Consider the following 22026-nt stretch of genomic DNA (forward strand, 5'->3'; position numbering starts at 1 on the left):
CTAAGCCCCGGTAAGAATAGACATTTAGTCTCCTTGGCAGCGAACCAAAGTTGCTGAAGGAGAATGCGGTGAACCGATATCTTGCAAAATACCCTTCTCTGTTTATTGGCGCCGTGCTGCTTGCTGCCCTGGTGCTATCGTTTTTAACAGTCCCATCCTGAATGTGGGAACCTGTCCTTACCAAATTGTATTGTTCCGGAAAGGCTCCCGTATTGAACGACACATACAACCCAGATTGCAGATGGTGAAAACGATCTGTCCTCATTTGATTGCCGACCTGTTTTCCAGTCGGTATAGCTCTGGAGACTATTGTCATGAAGAAATTTGCTCTCGTTCTATCTCTCCTTACCCTTTCAACATGCTTCGCAACTTTGGACGGTTTTGCTGCGAGCAGTTCAGTGCCTTGTGAAGACATGCTCAAGGAAGTGCGCGCCGCCAAAACGGCAGCAACCCTCACAGATGCAGAGAAAACGAAAGTCGCCGAGCTTGAGGCAAAAGGCGTTGAAAGATGCACCGCTGACGACGACAAACGGGCAGATGAATTCTTTGCTCAGGCTCTGAAACTCATGGGCAAATAACCCGATCTCTGAAAAAGGAATTGTGGCAATGAACCGCGCTGAACTAAAACGGTCAGGACTGCTAAATCGCGTCCCTGAAGTCACAGCAGATTTTTGGGTGATCAAGTTGTTGGCCGTGACCATGGGGGAAACGGCTGCGGATTATCTAGCCGTCAATCTTGGTCTTGGCCTGACAGTGACTTCGCTAATCATGAGTGCCCTTTTGATTGTGGCTCTGGTCGCGCAGTTTCGACAAGGAAAGTATGTTCCTTGGGTGTATTGGACTGCCGTTGTCTTGATCAGTATTGTCGGTACGCTTGTTACTGACAATCTCGTGGATAATTTCCATGTGCCCCTTGAGGTTACGACGGCAGTTTTTAGTGTTGCGTTGATTGCAACATTCGTAATTTGGTATCGCAGTGAAAAAACGCTCTCCATTCATTCGATTTTTAATGCGCGAAGAGAAACATTCTACTGGCTTGCGATACTGTTTACCTTTGCATTGGGGACCGCTGCCGGTGATTTGGTGGCAGAGGCCTTCGGCTTGGGCTTCATTGCTACCGGTTTGATTTTTGGGGCAATCATCGCCGCGATTGCGGCAGCCTATTACATCTTTCACCTTAATGCAGTCTTGGCCTTTTGGCTGGCTTACATATTCACGCGTCCTCTCGGCGCATCTTTGGGCGACTTTCTTTCGCAGCCGATGGAATATGGCGGCTTGGGCATTGGAACAGTAATCACAAGCCTTCTGTTCCTCGCATGCATCGTTGCAATCGTTGTCTATATGACCTTCTCAACTCGCAACGAGATCCAAACGATCGTCAAGTCTGGTACGTGATGAGGGAACATATCTTGCGCTGACAAGAAATTCAGGTCGAAGCAGCAATCGCAATTTCACTGCAACGAAAATCAATTACCAGTGTTGAAGCCGGTATTGCTGAAGAGGAGTTGAGACTTTCATGGATGTTCAAATCGACCCAATATGCACTATGTTGTTGCCTTTTGCTGCGGGGGCGGCGGCATGCCTGATCGGTGTTGCCACCATCGTGAGTGTCTACCGTTTTGGTCTGTCCGCTGAACGATCTGTGTTTATAACACTCTTGGCATTGTTTGGGCTGTTCGCGATCTCCGATTACTTCCTCGGCGTCCAGATTCCGGTCGTTCTGGTGCTCGGTGTGGTTGCGTGCGGGCTCGTCTTCGCAATCATAGTCAAACGGATCGGTTTTGTGAGCAGGATTACTCTTGTACGAGAAATCTAACAGACGCCTACGGAACGGTGTTTTTCAAGGGTTCGAATGGATGAGCCAACTTGGAGAAATGCCATACGTTGATGGATACTAAAAACTCAGCCTAAGACTGGCCCCGATTTGAGTATTCTCCATAGCTTCTTCATCGTGAGTTGGGGCACAGCAGAACTGTCCCAAACCATACGCCTCTTTAATCAGACATGGCCAAAGACGTCGGACCGAACCTCTCCAGTCTTTATCAGATGCTGGCATCTGCGAAATTGGCACAGCTTTTGTCGTCGCCCCTTATTTGAATCAATGACGATCTCATAAAAATCCGTTGGTGATTGATCAATGCAAGGCTTTTGTTCGTTGTGCGGAAAGAGTACGAGCATTGGCTATTAACGATTGGAGATTTCCATGCATAACGGCATGTCAAATATCAGTACTTGGTATATCGATCCGCATGCTGAGGATGCGATGGCTGATGGGCATGCACCGATCTGGCGGCATTTGATAAACCTTTTACCCGAACGGGATCTTTCGGGGAAAGCAGTACTGGATTTTGGTTGCAATCAGGGCGGACTGCTACGTCATCTTTATGCGTTCCGGCCATTCCGCAAGGCGCTCGGAGTGGATATCGCCGAGCAATCGATTGCCAAAGCAAATATACTCAAGGGCAATCTTCCCATTCAGTACCAGGTTGCCGACCACGTTGAGGGTTGGGACAGCCAGTTTGATCTCGCTATCAGCCACGAGGTGATTTATCTCATCGCTGATATTGAAATGCATGCGCGTGACATATGGCGGAGTCTGAAGACCGGTGGCGTGTATTATGCAGTAACCGGTTGCCACACGGATAATCCATTGTGGCCAAAATGGCGCGACCTTGTTGCAGCAAAGACAAACACGGTGGTGCAGGATCGCTCCATTACCGATTATGCCCGGGTGTTTGAAGCCGCAGGTTTTGAGGTGTCGGCGCGTAAACTCGAGTTTGACGGGTTCATTCCGTTTGTGGCTGATGGCTGGATGCCAGATTTTGCCGATGCGCTCACCTATTATACGCAGACCAAGATCGTGTTCCGGCTCGTCAAATCATAACTTATGATCGGGTAAGCTCAATATCGAAGTGCGGGCGGCTGCCAGGCGTAATGCGGACAAAATTGCCGTTTACGCGAAACACTTTCTCTATCAGTCCGGTTTCAGCAAGCATGTCGGGATCGCCATCGAACAACAGTTGCCCTTTTTCCAGCAGTGAAACACGATCACTGATCGAAATGGCCTGATTGATGTCATGGATGGCCATGATAATTGTCACGCCTCTCTCGCGGCTGAGACGATGAACCAGATTGAGCACTTCCACCTGAAAACCTATATCCAGAAACGAGGTAGGTTCATCCAGCAACAGGATTTGTGCTTCTTGTGCAAGCGCAGCTGATATCCAGGCGCGTTGTCGTTCGCCTCCGGATAATTCGAGCAAGCTTCTGTCCGCCAGACCAGCCAACCCAGTACTCTCCAGCGCCCATTCTATCGCCCGTTCATCATGATCATTGTAACTGCGAAACAGGCCGACATGCGGATAGCGACCCTGACGGACGAGCTGTTCAACGGTCATTTCATCAGGCGCGGATGGCTGTTGCGGTAAGAACGCCAACTGTTTGGCCAAATTGCGCCGCGACATTACCTTGGCAGGCTTGCCGTTGATTTCCACGTGCCCTTCATGTGGTGCAATCAGGCCAGCCAGTGCCTGCAATGCAGTGCTTTTACCCGAACCATTGGGGCCAATGAGAGCCCGTATTTCTCCGGCCTTCAGGTCAAGATTGAAGCTGTTCAGGGCTTTGCGACGCCCATAGAAAACTGACAATTGGGAGCAGGAAAGGGGCATCATGATCCTCAAGGTATTTTACGAAGCAGAGCGATCAACACGGGCACGCCGAATATCGCAGTGATCACCCCGATAGGGATTTCCTCAGCCTGACCCAGCAGCCGTCCAAGCAGGTCGCCTAGGGTCACAATGAAGGCGCCAAGAGCGATGGTGAGCGGCAATACAAGGGAAAAGTGCCGCCTTGCCAGAAATCGTGCCAAATGAGGAACGACAAGACCGACAAAGATAATGGGCCCAACAGCGCCGACAGCACTTGCCGCAAGCCCACAGGACAAGAACAGAACGATCGAAAACTGTCTGCGATACGCCAGACCGAAGGATCGTGCGACTGTGGGGTCGAAACGCAGAAGATCAATAGATCGCTGCAGGGCTGGAAGCGCCGCAAGCCCGATGACTGTGAAGGGCAAAAGGAACAGGACGTGGGTCCAGCTGCGTGCGTAAAGGCTGCCGGAAAGCCATTCCAGTAGAATTTCAATACGCGCTGAGCCCCAACCGGCAATCAATCCAATCGCCGCCGCATGCAATACTGCACCGATTGCAATACCGCACAGGGTAATTCTAAGCGGCCCCAGATCAAGCCGAAAGGCAAGAAGATAAATGAGACCACCCGCCGCAATGCCACCCAATGTGCCGATTGCGGGAAGCCAAGCGAGGGGCAATGCAGAGAGCGTGTTGGAGCCGGGATCGAAAATATAAACGGTGAACAGAAGGAAGACCGTGACCGCCAGCGTTGCACCCTGTGAAATCCCCATGATTGACGGATCAGCAAGTGGATTTCGGGTAATGGTCTGCAGCAATAAACCGGCCACCGCAAAATGAATGCCGGCGAGGATTCCTGTGACAATGCGTGGCAATCGGATATCGAGAATGATCGATCGTGCCTCAGAGGACCCATTCCCGGTGAGGACGGCTGCTACGTCCGCCGCTGGGATGTCGGCAACGCCAAGGAACACTGCTGCCAGAAATGCCCCGACTATAAAAACTGACAGAACCGTCAACGATCCAAAAAGGGAAGGGCGGCCAGTGGGCATAGAAATGCTCATCGTTATTGACCGCCTTTCAATGAAAAGCTTCGCGTCTGGACAAGGTAGACAAAGAAGGGGCCACCCAGCAGTGCTGTGATGATGCCAACCGGAAGCTCACGGGGTAAAGCGACGCTGCGGGCGATCAAATCAGCGGTAACAACCATCAGGGCGCCAATGGCCGCGGTCAAAGCAATCGACCAGCCCGTGTTTTGCGGCTTGAGCAGACGAGTGATGTGAGGAGAGACAAGACCAACGAAGGCAACAGGCCCGGCAACAGGTGCGATGCCTGCTACGGGCAGGACGGCGAGCAACAATAGCAGCGGTTTCCAGAAGTTCATATTCAGGCCCATGCCAATGGATGCATGTTCGCTGAGAGCCAGCATGCCGATCACACGCTGACACGCCAAGGCTCCACCCAGACCAACAAGCACCCAAGGTGTCATATAAAGCAGGTGCGGCCATGATCTTCCCTGAAAGCCACCGGATAGCCAGAAGAGTAAAGAGGGCGTTTGCGGGCCGCTCAACAGCAGTACATAGGTTGTTATAGCGCCAAGAAGGAGAGAGATACTAATGCCGCCAAGAGCAAGATGCAGCGGTCGTCCCTGACCCCCACGCGATACCCAGAGAGTGACGGAAGCCGCACCTAAGCCACCGGCCAGTCCGACAAAGGGATAATAAACCGATGATATCCAGGGGAAGAAAACAAAACAGCAAACAATGGGTGCAACAGCGCCGGAAGCAACACCGGTAATATCTGGGCCAGCCAACGGATTGCGGGTCAACGCCTGCAGGAGATAGCCCGAAATCGCCAGCCCCGCCCCGCCTACCACCGCAGCAAGGCTGCGGGGCAGGCGCAGCGTCCAGACCAGGATGGAATCGATCTTGCCATCTGGCGCTAACAGAACCGACAGGACTTTAGGCAGGCCAAGCTGTTTGGTGCCGATAAGCAAACCAACGCCCACAACCAGCAGCGTTGCTGCCAAGACGAGTAGGGTCATCGTGATGGACCGCCTGACAGACGCTGCTTGTCGCTGTACCACGGGGATATCGCTAGCGGAGGTCTGCGGGTATCAATTTTGCGGCTTCGGCCTTCACGTCTATCTTCGGGAAAGTCTCGGGATAGAGATAGTGGGCTGCTTCGCGCAGAACGATTTCGCGGGCTATCGGACCATTGGCTTCCACCCAATGATCGCCAACATAGAAAACACGCCCATTCTTTACGGCTGTAAGCTGCTGCCAGATCGGGTTGTTTTCGTGCGGGCGGTCCGGACCGGAATCATAAACAAAGATGACCTCCGGGTCTTTTTCAAGCATGGTCTCAAGGCTCAATTCCACTCCAAACGGTCCGCCCGGGCGCATGGACCCCGCTATGTTGTCACCACCGAGCGCCGCAACGATTGATGCTGTGGTGTTCTCGGTATGGAAGGACCAAGGCGTATCTCCCGCCCACATGATCTGAAAACGAGGATGCACATCCTTTGGGGCTTTGGCGCTGTATTCGGCAAGGTGCTGCCGGAAAGTAGCATTCAGTTCCTCGCCGCGCTGTGGCTTGCCAAGTACTTTTGCCAACTGGGAAATTTCGCGATCGCTTTCGCTCAAAAGCTCCATATTGTAGGCAACATACGGGGCAATCTTCTGCAACTGCTCGGCATTGCCGATCGTATAGCGGCGCATGGCGATGATGATGTCAGGTTTTGCTTCCGACAGAAGTTCCAGATTGGGCTTGGCACGCTGCCCGATCTGTTTGATCTCTTTCGTCAGCCCCAAAAGAAAATCCGGATTGCGCCCGGCCGCCATGTAGGTCGTTGCTACTGGCTTGATGCCAAGTGCGAATGCGACGTCAGTGGCGAAATAGGAAATAGAGGCTATGCGTTTCGGGTTGGTCGGAACTTCGACCGTCGTTCCCCTATCATCAACAATGGACAGTGCTCTTGCCTTGTCCGATGACGCGGATGCCATAGCCAGAATACCAAGCAGGCCGAGGGTGCAGAGCGACTTGTGGCCCATACCAAACATGACTCATCCTTTTGAACGGGTGTAATTGTATATCGCTTTAGCCATAAATCATGATTAATTCAATCATATTATCAGCACGCCGCGAATGCCGAGGCTGCGGTGCGTCAACTGAGTCTGAATGATGAAATTGGGCACCGTGGCCCTACAGCAGCATCGCTTGCTGGGCTGTCTTTGGTAAATGCCGCTGGTGATATTCTTCAGACGCTTCTTCGACTGGAAGTTTGAATATTATCGTCTCCTGGGGATCGAGACCAAGTCGGAGCATAGCGCTAAGCCAAGTCCGCAACCTAGCCCGAACAGTCTCACGACGACATCGCATCCAACCGCCCATCATATCACGTTCCTGCAATCTTCGCGTGCAATAGGAGAGAGCTGAATATAATGGGTAAGACTTAAGTATGGGTACGTTATATCTGATAGGGGAGCGCAATCGTTCTTTTAACGCTTGGCGCGATGGTTATGTCTGGAATGGCAGGCGTTTCCAGCAAAGATACGTGCTAGAAAATTGATATTGGTCCGTTGTGTCTTTCACATCTTCCACCGTACGTGGTTGAAGATCATTCCGGTTGTTGCCATCGCAGCCAGCCTCGCTGCTTGTCAAAGCGGCGTATCGGGCTTGGCAGTATCTGCACCGGACCTACCAAAAGCCTATGCATCAATAGCAAAACTGCCTGCTAATACGCAGCGCGATACCCGGCTCTGGTGGCGCGTCTTTGGAGACTCCGTTCTCAGCGGGCTCGTTACGCGTTCGCTTGAACAGAATCTGACAATAGCTCAGGCAAAACAGCAACTCATTGCGGCCCGGTCGATGGTGCGTACCTCAAATACTCTGTTCATGCCAACCGCCGATATTTCCGGAACAGCCAATGCCGGCACCGGCTCAACCAAGTCGGACGAGCTTATGCGCCGACCCATGCAGCTCAATGTGGAGGCTGGGTGGGAGCTTGGTCTGTTTGGTTTGCGTGAAAATACCCAACGTGCGGCAAATGCCTCTGCCGATATGATTGCCGAAGACGTCGAAGCCGCCCGCATCGCCGTCGCCGCGGAAATTGCCAGTTCTTATGTCCGCCTGCGCGCCCTGCAGGAGCGTGTCGCTATCGCAAAGGCATCTTTGACGCTGCTTGGTCGCGATGGGCAACTTGCCACTGTTAAATATCGCTCTGGCCTTGCCACCGCCTCGGATGCGGAAGAGGCCAGGATCAGTCTTGGCGATGCCAGGGCCGAGGAGACCCGTCTTCAGGCGCAAATTGACGCGACGCTCCAGCAGATCGCAACACTGCTCGGCACGTCGAGCATTGATGCATCCTTGCGCCAGCCAAAGTCGCAGCCGGTCGCCAAACTTGATCCGGCAATCGGCCGACCTGCCGACCTTCTGCGTGCCCGCCCGGATATCCGGCGTGCCGAACTGGCGACTGTCCGGGCGGCAGCGGAAATCGGGATAGCACAAGCCGATCTTTACCCAAAACTTCGCCTTGGAGGCATGATCGGTATCGGCGGTCCGTCCCATGGTTCATTGTTTGGTGTTATGGGTGGTCCATCGATTCAGGTCCCGCTTTTCGATCAGGGACGCCGCCGCGCCGTTGTTGCAGCCCGTCAGGCACAATATGAGGAAGCGGCAGCGGCGTATAAGCAGACCGTACTGACCAGTTACGAAGAGGCCTCTTCGGCGCTTCGGGCTTGGTCGGCTGGGCATACCAATGTCCGCCAGTTCAGGGAAACATTGTCATCCGTCAGGAAAATTCAATCTGAAAGCGCTGTACTGGAACGGGCGGGTCTGAGCGATCAATCCAAGCAGACGGCGAGTGCGATCAGGGTGCTTGGTCAGCGCAGACAGCTGGCGGAAGCACGGGAAGCCGAAGCACTGGCCCTCATTGCCTTTTATAAGGCGATTGGCGGCGCGTCGCCGCTGGCAACGGCTACCCCCGGAGCCGAAGCTGTGCGCCAGAGAAAGAAGTAAGCCGATGGCTGTCTCAATCGCCCGCAAGACATTGATACATGAATGGCGCCGCTTTCTCCCGGCTATTGTCGCTGTGGGCTTTTCCGGCGTTCTTATGATTGTTCAGGGCGCTTTGCTTCTGGGAATCATTGGTTCGAACGCGCTTTATGTAACCCAGTCAAAGGCTGAGTATTGGGTCGGCTTTCCCGGCACGCAAAGCGTTGATCTTGGCCGCCCCATTGGAGCCGATACGGCCACCAGTCTTTATATTGAGCAGAACATCTCAAATATCGAACCGTTTTTGCTAGGCTCGGGCGACTGGCGAGGCGCACGCGGGGGTGGAACAGGCGTCACCATTGTCGGCATCGATACGAAGGCAAACGGCCTAGCACTGGGGCGGATCGTTCCCGCAATGATGCGCAACCTTTTGCTGGAGCCCGGCACGGTTCTTATTGATGCTACGGACAAGAGCAAACTCGCCATCGACGTTGGCGGCTCGGCCGAAATAAACGGCCGGCGTGTACGGGTTGTCGGTATCATCGATGGGTTGAGAGGTCTGGGCGGCGTAAATGTGATCACGTCAATTGACACGGCGCGTACGCTCGATACCGCGCTTAGCACCTCGGATAACGTGACCTATTTCCTCTATAACGTGAACAAGTTTGCGCCGGGTGACGCCATACTTAATCGTCTCAACCAGCAGGCAGGCAGCAAACGCTTTTACGTCTGGTCGGCACAGGATCTTGCGGGAATGTCCATACGCTATTGGCTTCTCGAATCCGGAGCCGGTGTTGCCTTTATCTTTGCAACAGCAATTGCCATGCTCGTTGGAACACTCGTTACCAGTCAGACGCTGATGGCGGCGGTTGCAGGTTCCATTCCGCAATATGCAACTTTGCGCGCGCTCGGCGTGTCGTTCAAATCGCTCCGTGTCATCGTTATCGAGCAGGCCGCCTGGGTCGGCGTGCTTGGGCTGCTGCTCGGCGCTACATTCAGCATCATTGCGGCAACCATTGCCAACATGTACCGGGTTCCGTTCGAGCTTCGCACCAGCGTCATGCTAGCGGCGTCCATTGTCGTATTGCTCGTGGCGTTTGCGGCGGGATTGCTGGCACTTCGGCGCCTGCACCATGCCGATCCGGCAACGTTGCTACGGTGAACGCGATGCAGCCCACCATTTCCGCCAGCGGGATCAGCAAATCATTTGTGGTCAAACAGATACGCACGATTGCATTGCAGGACGTATCAATCGACATTTTCCCGCGCGAACTCACCCTAATCATCGGCCCTTCCGGATGCGGCAAAAGCACATTGCTTGCGGCGCTGAGCGGTCTCACCTCACCAGACACCGGCTCCATAAACACACTCGCAACTGATCTGGTAGGCGCAAGTGATGACGAGCGTGACGCGTTTCGCCTCAATCATTGCGGCTTTGTTTTTCAGGGGTTCAACCTGTTCCCGGCCCTGACCGCGCTTGAACAGGTGCAGGTGCCGTTGGATTATCTCAAGGTCCCACAGGATGAGGCGGTCGAACGATCAGAACAGGCACTTGCCCGCGTCGGTCTTTCACACAGGCAGCACCTGCATCCCACCGAACTTTCGGGTGGTGAAAAGCAACGTGTGGCCATAGCGCGCGCTATCGTCAAGAATCCCGCAATATTGTTTGCCGATGAACCGACAAGCGCACTCGATAGCGTCAATGGGCAATCTGTCATCGAGATTCTGCACACCATAGCAAAAGATACCAATGCAACTGTTCTTTGTGTCTCGCACGATCCGCGTCTTATCGCTCATGCGGAACGCGTGTTGCACATGGAAGATGGCCGGATACTCGAAGACACCCGCCCTCGTCACATAACCGTAGCCTAAGGAAACAGTGATCATGATCATGCACAGACGCTTATTCGTCCGATGTGCAATCGCGCTGGCGACGGCTGGATGCGTGGGATGGGGTATCTGGCTTATGTCCGATGCGACAGAAGCCAATGAAGTGGAGATTGCGGCGAAGCCAGGAATTATTGCTGCGGCGCGCGGCGTCGTTGACGTTGAGGGCGGTCTTTTGCGACTATCGGCCCAGCGTGACGGTATGATCCAGGAGGTGCTTGTCGCCGAGGGTCAGAAGGTCAAGCAGGGCGATATTCTTGCTGTGATCGATAGCCGCCACGAAGTTATAGCGCTCCATACAGCAGAAGCGGAAGTACGTCAGGCGCAAGGCCAGCTGAGCCTGTTGAAGACGAAGTTACAGGCGCAGACACGTCAAGTTGACAGGCTCCGGCGAGCGGCCGCCGGAAAGGCCGTTTCCACGCAAACACTGGATGAGGCTGAAGCGCTGCTGGCAACCACCAAAGGTGAAATAGCAATTGCTGAAGCGGCCTTGGCGGCTGCAGAAAGCCGAATGGAAAACAGCCGTCTTGAAATCGACATGCGAACGGTTCGGGCTCCCATTGACGCACGCATTGTGCATCGCTCGACCAAGATTGGCGAGGTTGTGTCCGCTCAGAATCTGACCGAGCTTTTTATGCTTCTGCCGGAAACACCACGCATCGTCCGTGCCGAAATCCAGGAGCAATTTGTCAAGTTGATCAAACCGGGCATGGACGTCGATGTCGTTGCGGAAAGCGGTGATGGCGTTCTGGTCAAGGGACGGGTTATCCGCATTGGCCACGTTCTTGCGCAAGTCAAATCTCGAGACACACCTGGCGAACGTGTGGATGTGCGCACGGCCGATTGCATCATCAGCATTCCGCCCAAGGTACATATGCTGATCGGACAACGGGTCGTTGTGCGCTTTAAGCCGTGATAATGCTGCAATAGCCAGCCTCGCCAGATATTCATTGCGGTTTCAAGCCGGACATGGGCGCTTCTCGTCGTTCGTCGTGTCCGGCTAAGCCTATGGTCGATGTAATGATACTGAGCCAGAGCCAGCACAAGTCGCAGTAGAGCGTCCTACCCCACCACCACCCGAATTGATTAGACCTGTGGGTGGAAGTCCTCATGCGGTGATGCACGGGCAACCGGTGTTCAGTGCCAAGTTGGCGCGTCGTAATATATCATGGTGTCAATATGACACTGCTTAAAGTGGGAGCATATGGCGTCTATATCGAGATGAGGGGCGACCAGTCCTATCCAATTTTTGGTGCGGCGGAATACCGTTTTGGAACAGTCAAAACCTTACGTCAGAACCCGCCTGTCCACCCTTGTATAACCCAACTAATACCTACGTATGGTGTCTGTTGCCCTGTCCTCATGCTACGAAATAGCAGCCGCATTCATATGCGCACAGTTGTGGTGTCACCATCATCACTCAAGCTGGAAACGATCCCAAAGTTGCGGGACTTAGCTGATCCGGCACTTCGGAACTTGACCATTTGATAACATAACCGGAGGACCAATCCATGGAACCGATTAGACGTCGTGGGTTTATTTCATTGATGGGCTATTTTGGGCTTGCATCCGTAGCTCAGGCGGCGAGTTTTGGTAATCCTGACCGCCCGCCCGAAGGCAAAATAAACGCCCGCAGCCTTTCAAGCACGAACGATCCTGGGCCGGCAAGCCCGGACCTTGCCTCACAATTTCCCAGCTCTCAAAATCCGCCAGCGACCGATATCAATGGCATGCCCCAGTTCTGGTCGTCATTCAATATCATGCACAAGCGCTATCAGGATGGTGGTTGGGCGCGGCAGATTACTCAGGAAGATTTTGCGATTTCAGAAACAATATCCAGCGTGAACATGCGGTTGAGTGCTGGCGGCATCCGGGAAATGCACTGGCATCAACAGGCGGAATGGGCAATCATGCTCTCTGGAAAATGCCGCATTACCACGCTTGATGAGCAAGGACGATCATCTGTTGAAGACGTAGAAGAAGGTGACCTTTGGTATTTCCCTCCGGGCTTGCCTCATTCCCTGCAGGGCCTCGGACCTGATGGCGCAGAATTTCTTCTTATCTTCGACAATGGTCTGTCATCTGAATTCAACACTTTGCTTGTGACGGATTGGATTGCACATACACCGCCTGAGGTTCTGGCCCAGAATTTCGGGGTTCCTGCGGATGCTTTCAAAAATATCCCTCTCGACAATTTGTGGATTTTCCAGGGGGATATTCCTCCCAGTCTGGAGGAGGACAAAAAATCGGCGCGCGTAACATCGGGCACAGAAAAGGTTACATATAAACTATCGAAATCACCGCCTATTCCATCTGGCCGTTCTGGAGTGGCGCAGATCGCCGACAGCCGCAATTTTCCGATATCCAAGAATATTGCCGCTGCTCTCGAGACCATTCATCCCGGTGCCTTGCGCGAAATGCACTGGCACCCGAATGCCGATGAATGGGCGCTTGTCATCAAGGGCAAAGCACGGGTCACGGTCTTTGATACGGGGCCGAAGGCGACCACAAACGACTTTAATCCTGGTGATATCTGGTACATCAAAAAGAGCCTTGGTCATTATATTGTCAACACGGGAGACGACGATCTGGTGGTGCTCACGATCTTCAAGTCAGATCGCTTTGCCGAAGTCACCCTTACCAGTTGGCTGACACACGTTCCTTCTGAAATGGTGCAGCAGACATTGAAACTGGATGCAGATGTGATTGCTCGCTTTCCGGCCGATCGTCCGGAGTTCTTGCCCAAATAAGAGGCCAGCTGGTTTCTCCCGCCTAATCAAGGCGGGAGAAATCATGACGCATAATCAGCATTGCTGTGGTGCAACGGACCTGGATAATAATCAAACCGTCAAATAATTACGATAAAACCACCTCATCGGGGCCAAAAATAGCTGGCACTCTTCGCGCGCCTACAGCGCCTATCCTGCCAAGTGGTTTGCCGCATGCGTTGTGGCTCAGTAACTACGCGCATTATTGTATTTGACACCGTTCGGACGGCTTCACCGCCTCATTTGACTGCCGCTCCACTACATTTGGCTCTTTGCTTGCCGATAAACGCACCAGCAGTTTCGTTGCTGATAGTGATTTTGGAATGAGTTTCTTTTACGGAAGACGGCTGATCCTCTTAGTCTTGATGGCTAGCGATTGAGAGGAAATTGTCGAGTGGGAAGCATAAAAGTTCTTGGTTTGTCGGGTAATGTCAAACAGCCATCGCGTACCGCGTCAGTTGTCCGCTCAATTGTTGATGCAGTCGAACAGCACTTCTCAGTGGCAGGACGTGTCATTGAACTGGTGGATGCTGCGCCGATCCTGTTTCGTGCGTTGCGAGCCGATCAGCTGGATGAAGCGGGCAAGGCAATCATCGATGCGGTGGAAACGGCCGATATTCTCGTTGTGGGCTCCCCAGTCTACAGAGCATCCTACACGGGTGCCCTGAAGCATCTGCTTGATCTTGTCGACTTTCGCGCATTGACTGGAAAAAGGGTCATACTAGCAGCTACCGGTGGCACGCCTCTGCACGGCCTGATGACCGAGCATCAGCTGCGACCACTCTTTGGGTTCTTCAACGCCCTGACTATTCCAACGGCAATTTACGCGACCGAGAGTGATTTTACCGGACATGCGCTGACAGGCGTGGCTGTGACCGATCGCATTGATCGCGCCGTGGCCGAACTCATCCAACTCTTCCCGAATGCGGACGCGGGGGCGCGCAGTCTTCAAACGAGCCCGCACGCCGAAACCGTATAGGCACAATTACATTGGAGCTATGAATCTATGTCATTGAAAACAACAGAATCTGTCAAATTTGCCTATTGGGTGCCCAACGTTTCGGGCGGCCTTGTAATCAGCAATATCGAGCAACGAACGGGCTGGGATATCGACTATAATCGCAAACTTGCACAGATCGCCGAAGCAAATGGTTTTGACTATGCATTGAGCCAAATCCGTTTCACGGCGGGTTATGGCGCGGATAATCAACACGAATCCGTATCGTTCAGCCATGCGCTTCTCGCTGCAACGACGAAACTGAAAGTGATCGCTGCACTGTTGCCCGGACCATGGAATCCTGCGTTGGCGGCTAAGCAGATCGCCACCATCAGTCATCTGACCAATGGGCGTGTTGCGGTGAACGTCGTCAGCGGTTGGTTTCGCGGTGAGTTTGCCGCTATCGGTGAACATTGGCTAGATCATGATGAACGCTATCGCCGATCCGAAGAATTCATTCGGGCACTACGCGGTATCTGGACCGAAGACAATTTTACATTCAAAGGCGATTTCTACCGGTTTAACGACTACACGATGAAACCAAAGCCGGTTGATCCGCAGCCTGAAATCTTTCAGGGCGGTTCATCCCGCGCCGCGCGCGATATGGCAGCGAGGGTTTCCGACTGGTACTTCACCAACGGCAACACGCTGGAGGAGATCCGGAAACAGGTGGATGATATCCGCGCGAAAGCAGCTGCCAATGGCCGTTCCGTCAAGATTGGCGTGAATGCTTTTGCCATTGCGCGCGAGACGGAAGATGAGGCGCGCGCCGTGCTTGATGAGATCATCGCCAAGGCCAATCCAGAAGCTGTGCAGGGCTTTGCCGATCAGGTGAAAAATGCAGGCAAAGCTTCCCCGGAAGGCGAAGGCAACTGGGCTAAATCGTCATTGGAGGATCTTGTTCAATATAATGATGGGTTCCGCAGCAATCTTATCGGAACACCGGTGCAGATTGCCGAGCGCATCGTCGCGTTGAAGGAAGCCGGTGCGGATCTCATCTTGCTTGGCTTCCTGCATTTTCAGGAGGAAGTGGAGTTCTTTGGCAAGCACGTCATTCCACTGGTGCGTGAACTGGAAGAAGAAAAACTGGCTACAGCTGTAGCAGCCGAGTAGCAGAACCCCAACACCTGATTGGTCTCTAACGGACCTGAAACGCGGATCGGCTTGATCTGGTCTGCGAATGAGATTGCATACCTGCCGTTCTGTCGAGTGGGATATTGCCGGAGAAGCCTGATGAATTCGATGAACCGCGTACTGGGAGGGCCAGCCACCACGTACTTCCCTGCCGATATCGCGGCAGAGGGCCGGGAATTGTGCGGCCTAGGTAAAGGCCTAAATGCAGCTGATAACATTGCTCTCGAGCTTGAAGGCGTGGGTCTGTCCTTTGGTGGTGTGGTCGCTCTGGAGAATATCGATCTGGTTGTGCGCCAAAGAGAAATAACAGCAATCATTGGACCCAATGGTGCCGGCAAAAGCTCACTCATTAATATTGTCAGTGGTGTTTACAAACCGGATCGGGGCTGTGTCAGGATCGGCGCTAATCGTTTCGCCGGTGTGCCCTCGCAAAAACTGGCTCATCTGGGAATTGCCAGAACATTCCAGAACCTGGCTTTGTTCAAAGGTTTGAGCGTAATCGACAACGTTGTCTCGGGCCGGGCATATAAAGTCAGGTCGACGTTTCTTGGACAGGTGTTTGGCATTGGCCGGTCACGAAGCGAAGAGGCAGATGCGTATGGCCGTGCCACCAGCATTCTGGAATTCCTCAATCTGACCCACGTCAGCCAACGTCTCGCAGGTACTTTGCCCTATGGCTTGCAGAAGCGCGTTGAGCTGGCCCGTGCGCTTGTGGCCGAACCGGCGATCCTTTTGCTTGATGAACCGATGGCGGGGATGACGACACCTGAAAAAGCCGAGATGACGGAGTTTGTTCATGCTGCCAACCGGGAGTACGGCACGACTATTGTTCTTATCGAACACGATATCGGCGTCGTCATGGAACTTTCTGACCATATCGCTGTCCTTGATTATGGCCGGAAGATCGCTGATGGAACGCCCGAGGAAATCCGTTCTGATCAAAGGGTGATTGACGCTTATCTCGGCATTGCAGCCGAGAACATTGATGGCGAGGGAATCTGATGTCCGGGTTCGACTGGCAATTCTTTCTTGAAGTTCTGATCGGAGGTTTGCTTTCAGGCGTCATGTACTCGCTTGTCGCGATTGGCTTTGTGCTGATCTACAAGACGTCGGGCGTCTTGAATTTTGCGCAGGGCGCGATGTTGCTCTTTGCTGCTTTGACCTTTGTCAGTCTGGTTGAACGAGGCGTGCCATTCGCTCTGGCACTGGTCATGACTTTTGCCGTGATGGTCGCCATCGGTATTGCTATCGAGCGCGTTGTGCTCAGACCTTTAACCAACAGGCCGCCCATGACTTTATTCATGGCAACATTGGGTCTGTCCTACATTCTCGAAGGTGCGGCACAGTTGTTATGGGGCACACAGGTCCATGGTCTTGACCTTGGCATTGACGATGTTCCTTTTGAAGTGGGCGGCATTCTCATCAGCCAGTTCGATTTCTTTGCAGCAGCGGTTGCCGCTGTGCTGGTGCTATTCTTGTCGATTTTCTTCCGCTACACCCGTGTCGGTCTTGCATTCCGCGCGGTTGCTGACGATCAGTTTGCGGCCCTTGCCGTCGGACTGCGTTTGCCACGGATATGGGCAACCGTTTGGGCTGTTGCCGGTCTCGTCGCGCTTGTCGCTGGACTGCTGTGGGGCGCGCGGCTGGGGGTGCAGTTCTCGCTATCGCTGGTCGTTCTGAAGGCGCTCCCGGTACTCGTCCTTGGTGGGTTTGACTCCATCCCCGGAGCTATTGTCGGCGGGCTTCTCATTGGGGCAACAGAGAAGCTCGCGGAGGTCTATATCGGCGAATATTTCGGCGGTGGTATCGAAAGCTGGTTCGCCTATGTGGTCGCTCTGGCTTTTCTTTTGATACGCCCTTCCGGAATTTTCGGGCAAAAGCTGGTGGAAAGGGTTTAACCATGACCTTTGCCACCCTCGAAGTATCATTTCCTTTACGCATTCCGCATTGGCTTTACCCTCCTCTCGTGTTGGGCTTTGCCTATCTCGTTGTTCCCATCATCGGCACAAACTATCTGTTTGAGGCAATTCTTTTGCCCTTTCTTGCGCTCAGTCTGGCTGGAGTAGGACTCAATATTCTGACCGGATATGCCGGGCAGGTGTCGCTTGGCAGTGCAGCTTTTCTGGCTGTGGGTGCCTTTGCGGCGTATAATTTCAATCTTCGCGTCGAGGGCTTGCCGCTGATTGGCAGCATCCTTCTTTCCGGCTTTGTGGCCGCAGGCATCGGCATTGTCTTCGGCTTGCCGAGCCTTCGTCTCAAGGGTTTCTATCTGGCGGTTTCGACATTGGCTGCACAGTTTTTCGTTCAATGGGCGCTGACCAAATTCGGTTGGTTCTCTAACAATTCCGGTTCGGGGGTCATTGATGCGCCGCAGCTTTCCGTAGCAGGTGTGGCATTCACCGGTGCAGTTGGTCGCTATCTTTTTTCTCTGACAGTTGTGACGCTTCTGACGTTCTTTGCTTACAGGCTGGTCTCATCGCAGACAGGGCGAAATTTCATCGCGGTGCGCGATAATGAAACGGCTGCACGGATTATCGGCGTACCAGTGCTGAAAACGAAACTCGTGGCCTTTGCGATTTCGTCGTTCATTATTGGCATTGCAGGGGTGCTCTGGGCTTTCACGTATTTGAGAACGGTGGAGCCGGCGGGTTTCAATCTTGATCGATCATTCCAGATTCTCTTCATCATTATCATTGGTGGGCTCGCATCCATTCGTGGTGCATTTTTCGGGGCGGCCCTGCTCGTTGTCTCACCGCTGATCCTGTCTCGGCTCGGCTCCTTTCTGTTTGGAGACCTGTTCAATTCCGGTGTGCTGGAAATGAGCCAGCGTATTGTTCTGGGCGTTCTGATCATCCTGTTTCTCATTCTGGAGCCGGACGGTTTAGTAGCGCTCTGGGACAGAATTCGAAAACGAACGATCGCCCGCTTGAACAAGCGCTGGTGTATCCGGGAAGCCATTTGGCCCTGCAATGAAACCTTCGCCTGCAATCAATATTCGACCGGAATCTCACCGGTCAACAAGAGGAGTGTATCCAGAAATGCGCATATTCAACAAACTGAAACTAGCCGTGGTCGCGGCGACCCTTGTCCTGTCAGTCGCTGTTCCTGCAGCCCATGCGGACGAGCAGTATTTTCCACTGCAAAGTTACCGTGTTGGACCTTACGCCGCTGGCGGGACCGGCTTCTTCGGTGGTTTCATCGACTATCTCAATTTGATCAATACACGCGATGGCGGCGTCAATGGTGTCAAGCTTACGTGGTCAGAAGGCGAGACACAGTATGAGGTGGAGCGTGGTGTCGAGGTTTATGAGCGCCTGAAAAGCACCCCCGGTGTTGCCGCGTGGAACCCGCTGTCCGTCGGTATAGCTTACGCAATGATCGACCGGATTACTCAGGACAAAGTGCCCTTGATCACCATTAATCATGGCCGTACCGATTCAACGGATGGACGCGTATTTCCTTATGTTTTTCCGCTGCTGCTCAATCCCTATAGCGAAACATCGGGTATCGTAAACTACATCGCTTCCAAGGAAGGCGGGCTGGAAAGCCTCAAGGGCAAGAAGATCGTTGTGCTCTACCATGGATCGCCTTACGGCAAGGAAACGATTCCGATCTACGAGCTTCTCGCCAAGAAGTATGGCTTTGAACTGCAGCAGATTGAAGTTCCACATCCGGGTAACGAACAGCAGGCGCAATGGCTGACAATCCGCCGGGCGAAGCCGGATTACGTCGTCCTGCGTGGCTGGGGTGTGATGAACCCGGTCGCTCTGAAAAGCGCAGCCAAGGTCGGTTTCCCTGTTGACCACATCGTTGGGAATGTCTGGTCCAATTCGGAAGAGGATGCCATCCCAGCTGGTGATGCGGCAAAGGGTTATACCGCCATCACCACGCAGGCGTCCGGTGCTGAATATCCCGTGGTCAAGGAAATCATCAAGACACTCTATGATAATGGCAAGGGCAATCTGGAAGACAAAAGCCGCATTGGTTCCGTCTATCATAATCTTGGTATCGTCAACGGCATCCTCAACGTTGAGGCTATCCGCATCGCGCAGGAAAAATTCGGCAAACGGACGCTGACCGGTGATGAGGTCCGCTGGGGCTTCGAACATCTGCAACTCGATACTGCCCGCGTTGAAGCATTGGGAGCCAAGGGCTTGTTCCATTCAATCAACGTGACCTGGGACAACCATGAGGGCAATGGCTACGTCACCTTCCAGCAATGGGATGGCAAGAAGTGGAACGTTGTCTCGGACTGGATTGCCCCGGATTGGGCGCTGCTCCGGCCGATTATCGAGAAGTCAGCCGAAGCCTATGCCAGGGAAAAAGGCATCAAGTTGCGCACATCTGAAGATGCGATAACCGCAACCAACTGAAACCACAGTCCCGGACGATGGCATTCAACCACCGTCCGGGTCCGGCAATCAGCGTTCTGCCCAAACGGAGGCGATCCCATGGCTGACAAAGATCTGTTGCTTTTGGTGGATGGCGTGAGTGCTATTTATAACCATGCCATCACCGCATTGCAGGGTGTGAGCCTCACTGTCGGGCAGGGCGAAATCGTTGCGTTGCTGGGAGCCAATGGTGCTGGCAAAACGACGACGCTCAAGGCAATATCAAATCTACTCCTGGCAGAGCGGGGCCAGATTACCGCCGGTTCCATCCGCTTTGGCGGGAGGGACGTTACCACCAGAGCGCCTGCTGATCTCGTTCGATCAGGTTTGGTACAGGTACTGGAGGGGCGCCATTGTTTCCGCAATCTGACTGTAGAGGAAAATCTCATCACAGGCGGGATTGGCCGCAGCGCAGGCCGATCGGAAATTTCCAGCGATCTGGAAAATATCTATGTCCAGTTTCCACGCCTCAAAGAAAAACGGCGGACACTGGCCGGGCTGACTTCGGGCGGAGAGCAGCAAATGACCGCCATCGGCAGGGCATTGATGTCGCGGCCACGGCTGCTCGTGCTTGATGAGCCGTCGATGGGCCTTGCACCGCTTGTTGTCAGGGACATTTTCGAAAATCTGCGCAAGCTCAATCGCGATACCGGGCTTGCGATCCTCATCGCAGAGCAGAATTCCACGGTTGCTCTCAAATATGCGCATCGGGCCGTAATCCTTGAAAACGGGACTACCGTTTTGAGTGGTTCTGCTGAGGAGCTCCGCGACGGTAGCGATGTGACAAGCTTTTACCTCGGGCAAAAGACCGTGCCTTCCGCACCAAATCATTCATTGACCGTAGTTGGAACCTGAATCCCTTAATGAGGAGATACCACAATGACCATTTCCAAAGTGAATATCGACAATGCATCTGAGGCGGTCCCGCCGTTCCCTCGACCGGCCGAACCTGCTCACGTCATCAGCAGCGATGCGGAGGCGATTGCCATTGCAAAGACCTTGGCGGAAACATTCGTGACGGGATCAGCACAGCGGGACCGCGAACGGATATGGCCGATTGTCGAGCTTGACGCATTTTCCCAAAGCGGGCTCTGGTCGATTAATGTCCCCAAGAAATACGGTGGTCCTGAGGTTTCCTATGCAACACTGGCAAAGGTAATCGAAATTATCTCGGCTGCCGACTCCTCTATAGGCCAGATCGCGCAGAACCATCTTGGCGTTGTTGCTGCAATTCGTACTGTGTCGGATGAAGAACAGCAAAAGCTCCTGTTCGCGGAAGTGCTCAAAGGGACGCGTTTCGGCAATGCCTTTTCGGAGTTTGGATCAAAACGTGCGGCCGATTTCGAGACCCGTTTTACCGATCATGGGGACCATGTTCTCGTCAATGGCCAGAAGTTCTACTCCTCCGGCGCGTTGCTTGCTCATCTTGTGCCGATCGTGGCGCTCGATGATCTGGGACGCGCCTGGTACGCCATTGCCGAGCGCGGTGCGCCCGGTTTGAGTGTTGTTGATGACTGGACGAGTTTTGGCCAACGTACGACGCTTTCCGGGACAGTCATCCTCAACAATGTCAAAGTGCCTAAGACGCACCTTGTGCCGGGCTATAAAGGATATGAGACACCGACGCCGGACGGTGCTGTTTTCCAGATCATTCAAGTAGCCGTTGATACAGGCATTGCGCAGGCGGCTATTGATGAAACGGTCAATTTCGTGCGCACGAAAAGCCGTGCCTGGGTCGACAGTGGTATTGAGAACGCATGGGACGATCCATACACGATTCAGGCAATCGGTGATCTTACCTTGCGCTTGCATGCGGCCCAGGCCCTTCTGGAGAAGGCGGGCTATGCCATAGATCGCGCCGTTGCCACTCCAAGCGCTGAGACTGTCGCGGAGGCTCAGATTGTCACGGCAGAAGCGAAAATTCTATCCACGGAAATTGCCATTGCTGCCACCAACAAACTCTTCGAACTGGCGGGAACCCGCTCCACGCTTGCTGAACACAATCTGGACAGACACTGGCGCAATGCGCGTACTCACACATTGCACGATCCGGTTCGTTGGAAGTACGCGATTTTAGGCAAGTATTTCCTCAATGGCGAGAAACCGCCGCTCCACGCCTGGAGTTGATCGAAGTCAGGCCTAAACCTGCCTGATCATGCCGTGGGACCACTCCTGAGTTTCTTTGTGGCACACCAATGCCAACTGGT

20 protein-coding genes and 1 pseudogene are annotated in these 22026 nt (G+C 53.6%); 17 read left to right on the plus strand and 4 right to left on the minus strand.

Features of this window, described 5'->3' with window-relative positions:
- The first annotated feature begins 314 nt into the window (after positions 1-314).
- From BLU05_RS20825 to BLU05_RS20840, 4 genes are all read left to right on the plus strand, one after another.
- Positions 315-578, plus strand: a complete 264-nt coding sequence (locus BLU05_RS20825; protein WP_091884315.1) for a hypothetical protein — start codon at positions 315-317, stop codon at positions 576-578.
- Between the two features lie 28 nt (positions 579-606).
- Positions 607-1395 carry a COG4705 family protein gene (locus tag BLU05_RS20830; RefSeq protein ID WP_091884317.1) on the plus strand — a complete coding sequence of 263 codons (789 nt, stop codon included), beginning with the start codon at positions 607-609 and terminating at the stop codon, positions 1393-1395.
- A 121-nt stretch (positions 1396-1516) separates the two neighbouring features.
- Positions 1517-1816, plus strand: coding sequence for a hypothetical protein (locus tag BLU05_RS20835; RefSeq protein WP_091884320.1), 300 nt, complete (start codon positions 1517-1519; stop codon positions 1814-1816).
- 399 nt (positions 1817-2215) lie between these two features.
- A complete protein-coding gene (locus BLU05_RS20840; RefSeq protein ID WP_210184627.1) occupies positions 2216-2884 on the plus strand; it encodes a class I SAM-dependent methyltransferase in 669 nt (222 codons plus the stop codon).
- 1 nt (position 2885) lies between these two features.
- Here BLU05_RS20840 and BLU05_RS20845 read toward each other — a convergent pair whose 3' ends face one another.
- The 4 genes from BLU05_RS20845 to BLU05_RS20860 are packed head-to-tail and all read right to left on the minus strand — an operon-like array spanning position 2886 to position 6700.
- Positions 2886-3668, minus strand: a complete 783-nt coding sequence (locus BLU05_RS20845; RefSeq protein ID WP_091884325.1) for an ABC transporter ATP-binding protein — start codon at positions 3666-3668, stop codon at positions 2886-2888.
- An 8-nt stretch (positions 3669-3676) separates the two neighbouring features.
- Complete coding sequence (locus BLU05_RS20850; protein ID WP_091884327.1) at positions 3677-4711, minus strand: FecCD family ABC transporter permease; 1035 nt, start codon at positions 4709-4711, stop codon at positions 3677-3679.
- 2 nt (positions 4712-4713) lie between these two features.
- Positions 4714-5691, minus strand: coding sequence for a FecCD family ABC transporter permease (locus tag BLU05_RS20855; RefSeq protein WP_091884329.1), 978 nt, complete (start codon positions 5689-5691; stop codon positions 4714-4716).
- A 52-nt stretch (positions 5692-5743) separates the two neighbouring features.
- The gene (locus BLU05_RS20860; protein ID WP_091884517.1) at positions 5744-6700 is read right to left on the minus strand and encodes an ABC transporter substrate-binding protein; all 957 of its coding nucleotides are present in this window, start codon (positions 6698-6700) and stop codon (positions 5744-5746) included.
- Between the two features lie 520 nt (positions 6701-7220).
- Between BLU05_RS20860 and BLU05_RS20870 the strand changes: the two genes are divergently transcribed.
- The 13 genes and pseudogenes from BLU05_RS20870 (at position 7221) to BLU05_RS20930 (ending at position 21946) form a co-directional block, all read left to right on the plus strand.
- Positions 7221-8666, plus strand: a complete 1446-nt coding sequence (locus BLU05_RS20870; RefSeq protein ID WP_175540695.1) for an efflux transporter outer membrane subunit — start codon at positions 7221-7223, stop codon at positions 8664-8666.
- A 4-nt stretch (positions 8667-8670) separates the two neighbouring features.
- Complete coding sequence (locus BLU05_RS20875; protein WP_091884336.1) at positions 8671-9804, plus strand: ABC transporter permease; 1134 nt, start codon at positions 8671-8673, stop codon at positions 9802-9804.
- Positions 9805-9809: 5 nt separating this feature from the next.
- Positions 9810-10514, plus strand: coding sequence for an ABC transporter ATP-binding protein (locus tag BLU05_RS20880; RefSeq protein ID WP_091884338.1), 705 nt, complete (start codon positions 9810-9812; stop codon positions 10512-10514).
- 94 nt (positions 10515-10608) lie between these two features.
- Positions 10609-11445, plus strand: coding sequence for an efflux RND transporter periplasmic adaptor subunit (locus BLU05_RS20885; protein ID WP_175540696.1), 837 nt, complete (start codon positions 10609-10611; stop codon positions 11443-11445).
- 595 nt (positions 11446-12040) lie between these two features.
- Positions 12041-13279, plus strand: a complete 1239-nt coding sequence (locus BLU05_RS20890) for a cupin domain-containing protein (RefSeq protein ID WP_091884343.1) — start codon at positions 12041-12043, stop codon at positions 13277-13279.
- A 421-nt stretch (positions 13280-13700) separates the two neighbouring features.
- Complete coding sequence (msuE, locus tag BLU05_RS20895) at positions 13701-14276, plus strand: FMN reductase (protein WP_091884518.1); 576 nt, start codon at positions 13701-13703, stop codon at positions 14274-14276.
- A gap of 27 nt (positions 14277-14303) precedes the next feature.
- The gene (gene sfnG / locus BLU05_RS20900; RefSeq protein WP_091884345.1) at positions 14304-15407 is read left to right on the plus strand and encodes a dimethylsulfone monooxygenase SfnG; all 1104 of its coding nucleotides are present in this window, start codon (positions 14304-14306) and stop codon (positions 15405-15407) included.
- 120 nt (positions 15408-15527) lie between these two features.
- On the plus strand, positions 15528-16430 hold the full coding sequence (locus BLU05_RS20905) for an ABC transporter ATP-binding protein (RefSeq protein ID WP_091884348.1): 903 nt from the start codon (positions 15528-15530) through the stop codon (positions 16428-16430).
- On the plus strand, positions 16430-17326 hold the full coding sequence (locus tag BLU05_RS20910; protein ID WP_091884352.1) for a branched-chain amino acid ABC transporter permease: 897 nt from the start codon (positions 16430-16432) through the stop codon (positions 17324-17326). Before BLU05_RS20905 ends, BLU05_RS20910 begins: the two co-directional genes overlap by 1 nt.
- A 2-nt stretch (positions 17327-17328) precedes the next feature.
- Positions 17329-18342: pseudogene (locus BLU05_RS20915) on the plus strand (branched-chain amino acid ABC transporter permease); the annotation flags it as partial.
- A gap of 124 nt (positions 18343-18466) precedes the next feature.
- Positions 18467-19801: an ABC transporter substrate-binding protein gene (locus BLU05_RS20920; protein WP_175540697.1), complete on the plus strand. Its 1335-nt coding sequence runs from the start codon at positions 18467-18469 to the stop codon at positions 19799-19801.
- Between the two features lie 78 nt (positions 19802-19879).
- Positions 19880-20674, plus strand: coding sequence for an ABC transporter ATP-binding protein (locus BLU05_RS20925; RefSeq protein ID WP_091884357.1), 795 nt, complete (start codon positions 19880-19882; stop codon positions 20672-20674).
- A 24-nt stretch (positions 20675-20698) separates the two neighbouring features.
- Positions 20699-21946 (plus strand): SfnB family sulfur acquisition oxidoreductase, encoded by a 1248-nt coding sequence (locus tag BLU05_RS20930; RefSeq protein WP_091884360.1) that lies wholly within the window; start codon positions 20699-20701, stop codon positions 21944-21946.
- Positions 21947-22026: the final 80 nt, after the last annotated feature.

It is taken from the genome of Phyllobacterium sp. OV277, from assembly GCF_900104355.1.
In the GTDB taxonomy this organism is placed as follows: Bacteria; Pseudomonadota; Alphaproteobacteria; order Rhizobiales; family Rhizobiaceae; genus Phyllobacterium.

Excerpts from the sequence above, each read along its gene's own strand:
- BLU05_RS20825 (WP_091884315.1), top strand. The coding sequence starts at position 315 with ATGAAGAAATTTGCTCTCGTTCTATCTCTCCTTACCCTTTCAACATGC.
- BLU05_RS20830 (WP_091884317.1), top strand. The coding sequence starts at position 607 with ATGAACCGCGCTGAACTAAAACGGTCAGGACTGCTAAATCGCGTCCCT.
- BLU05_RS20835 (WP_091884320.1), top strand. The coding sequence starts at position 1,517 with ATGGATGTTCAAATCGACCCAATATGCACTATGTTGTTGCCTTTTGCT.
- BLU05_RS20840 (WP_210184627.1), top strand. The coding sequence starts at position 2,216 with ATGTCAAATATCAGTACTTGGTATATCGATCCGCATGCTGAGGATGCG.
- BLU05_RS20845 (WP_091884325.1), bottom strand. The coding sequence starts at position 3,668 with ATGCCCCTTTCCTGCTCCCAATTGTCAGTTTTCTATGGGCGTCGCAAA.
- BLU05_RS20850 (WP_091884327.1), bottom strand. The coding sequence starts at position 4,711 with ATGAGCATTTCTATGCCCACTGGCCGCCCTTCCCTTTTTGGATCGTTG.
- BLU05_RS20855 (WP_091884329.1), bottom strand. The coding sequence starts at position 5,691 with ATGACCCTACTCGTCTTGGCAGCAACGCTGCTGGTTGTGGGCGTTGGT.
- BLU05_RS20860 (WP_091884517.1), bottom strand. The coding sequence starts at position 6,700 with ATGGGCCACAAGTCGCTCTGCACCCTCGGCCTGCTTGGTATTCTGGCT.
- BLU05_RS20875 (WP_091884336.1), top strand. The coding sequence starts at position 8,671 with ATGGCTGTCTCAATCGCCCGCAAGACATTGATACATGAATGGCGCCGC.
- BLU05_RS20880 (WP_091884338.1), top strand. The coding sequence starts at position 9,810 with ATGCAGCCCACCATTTCCGCCAGCGGGATCAGCAAATCATTTGTGGTC.
- BLU05_RS20885 (WP_175540696.1), top strand. The coding sequence starts at position 10,609 with ATGTCCGATGCGACAGAAGCCAATGAAGTGGAGATTGCGGCGAAGCCA.
- BLU05_RS20890 (WP_091884343.1), top strand. The coding sequence starts at position 12,041 with ATGGAACCGATTAGACGTCGTGGGTTTATTTCATTGATGGGCTATTTT.
- sfnG (WP_091884345.1), top strand. The coding sequence starts at position 14,304 with ATGTCATTGAAAACAACAGAATCTGTCAAATTTGCCTATTGGGTGCCC.
- BLU05_RS20905 (WP_091884348.1), top strand. The coding sequence starts at position 15,528 with ATGAATTCGATGAACCGCGTACTGGGAGGGCCAGCCACCACGTACTTC.
- BLU05_RS20910 (WP_091884352.1), top strand. The coding sequence starts at position 16,430 with ATGTCCGGGTTCGACTGGCAATTCTTTCTTGAAGTTCTGATCGGAGGT.
- BLU05_RS20920 (WP_175540697.1), top strand. The coding sequence starts at position 18,467 with ATGCGCATATTCAACAAACTGAAACTAGCCGTGGTCGCGGCGACCCTT.
- BLU05_RS20925 (WP_091884357.1), top strand. The coding sequence starts at position 19,880 with ATGGCTGACAAAGATCTGTTGCTTTTGGTGGATGGCGTGAGTGCTATT.
- BLU05_RS20930 (WP_091884360.1), top strand. The coding sequence starts at position 20,699 with ATGACCATTTCCAAAGTGAATATCGACAATGCATCTGAGGCGGTCCCG.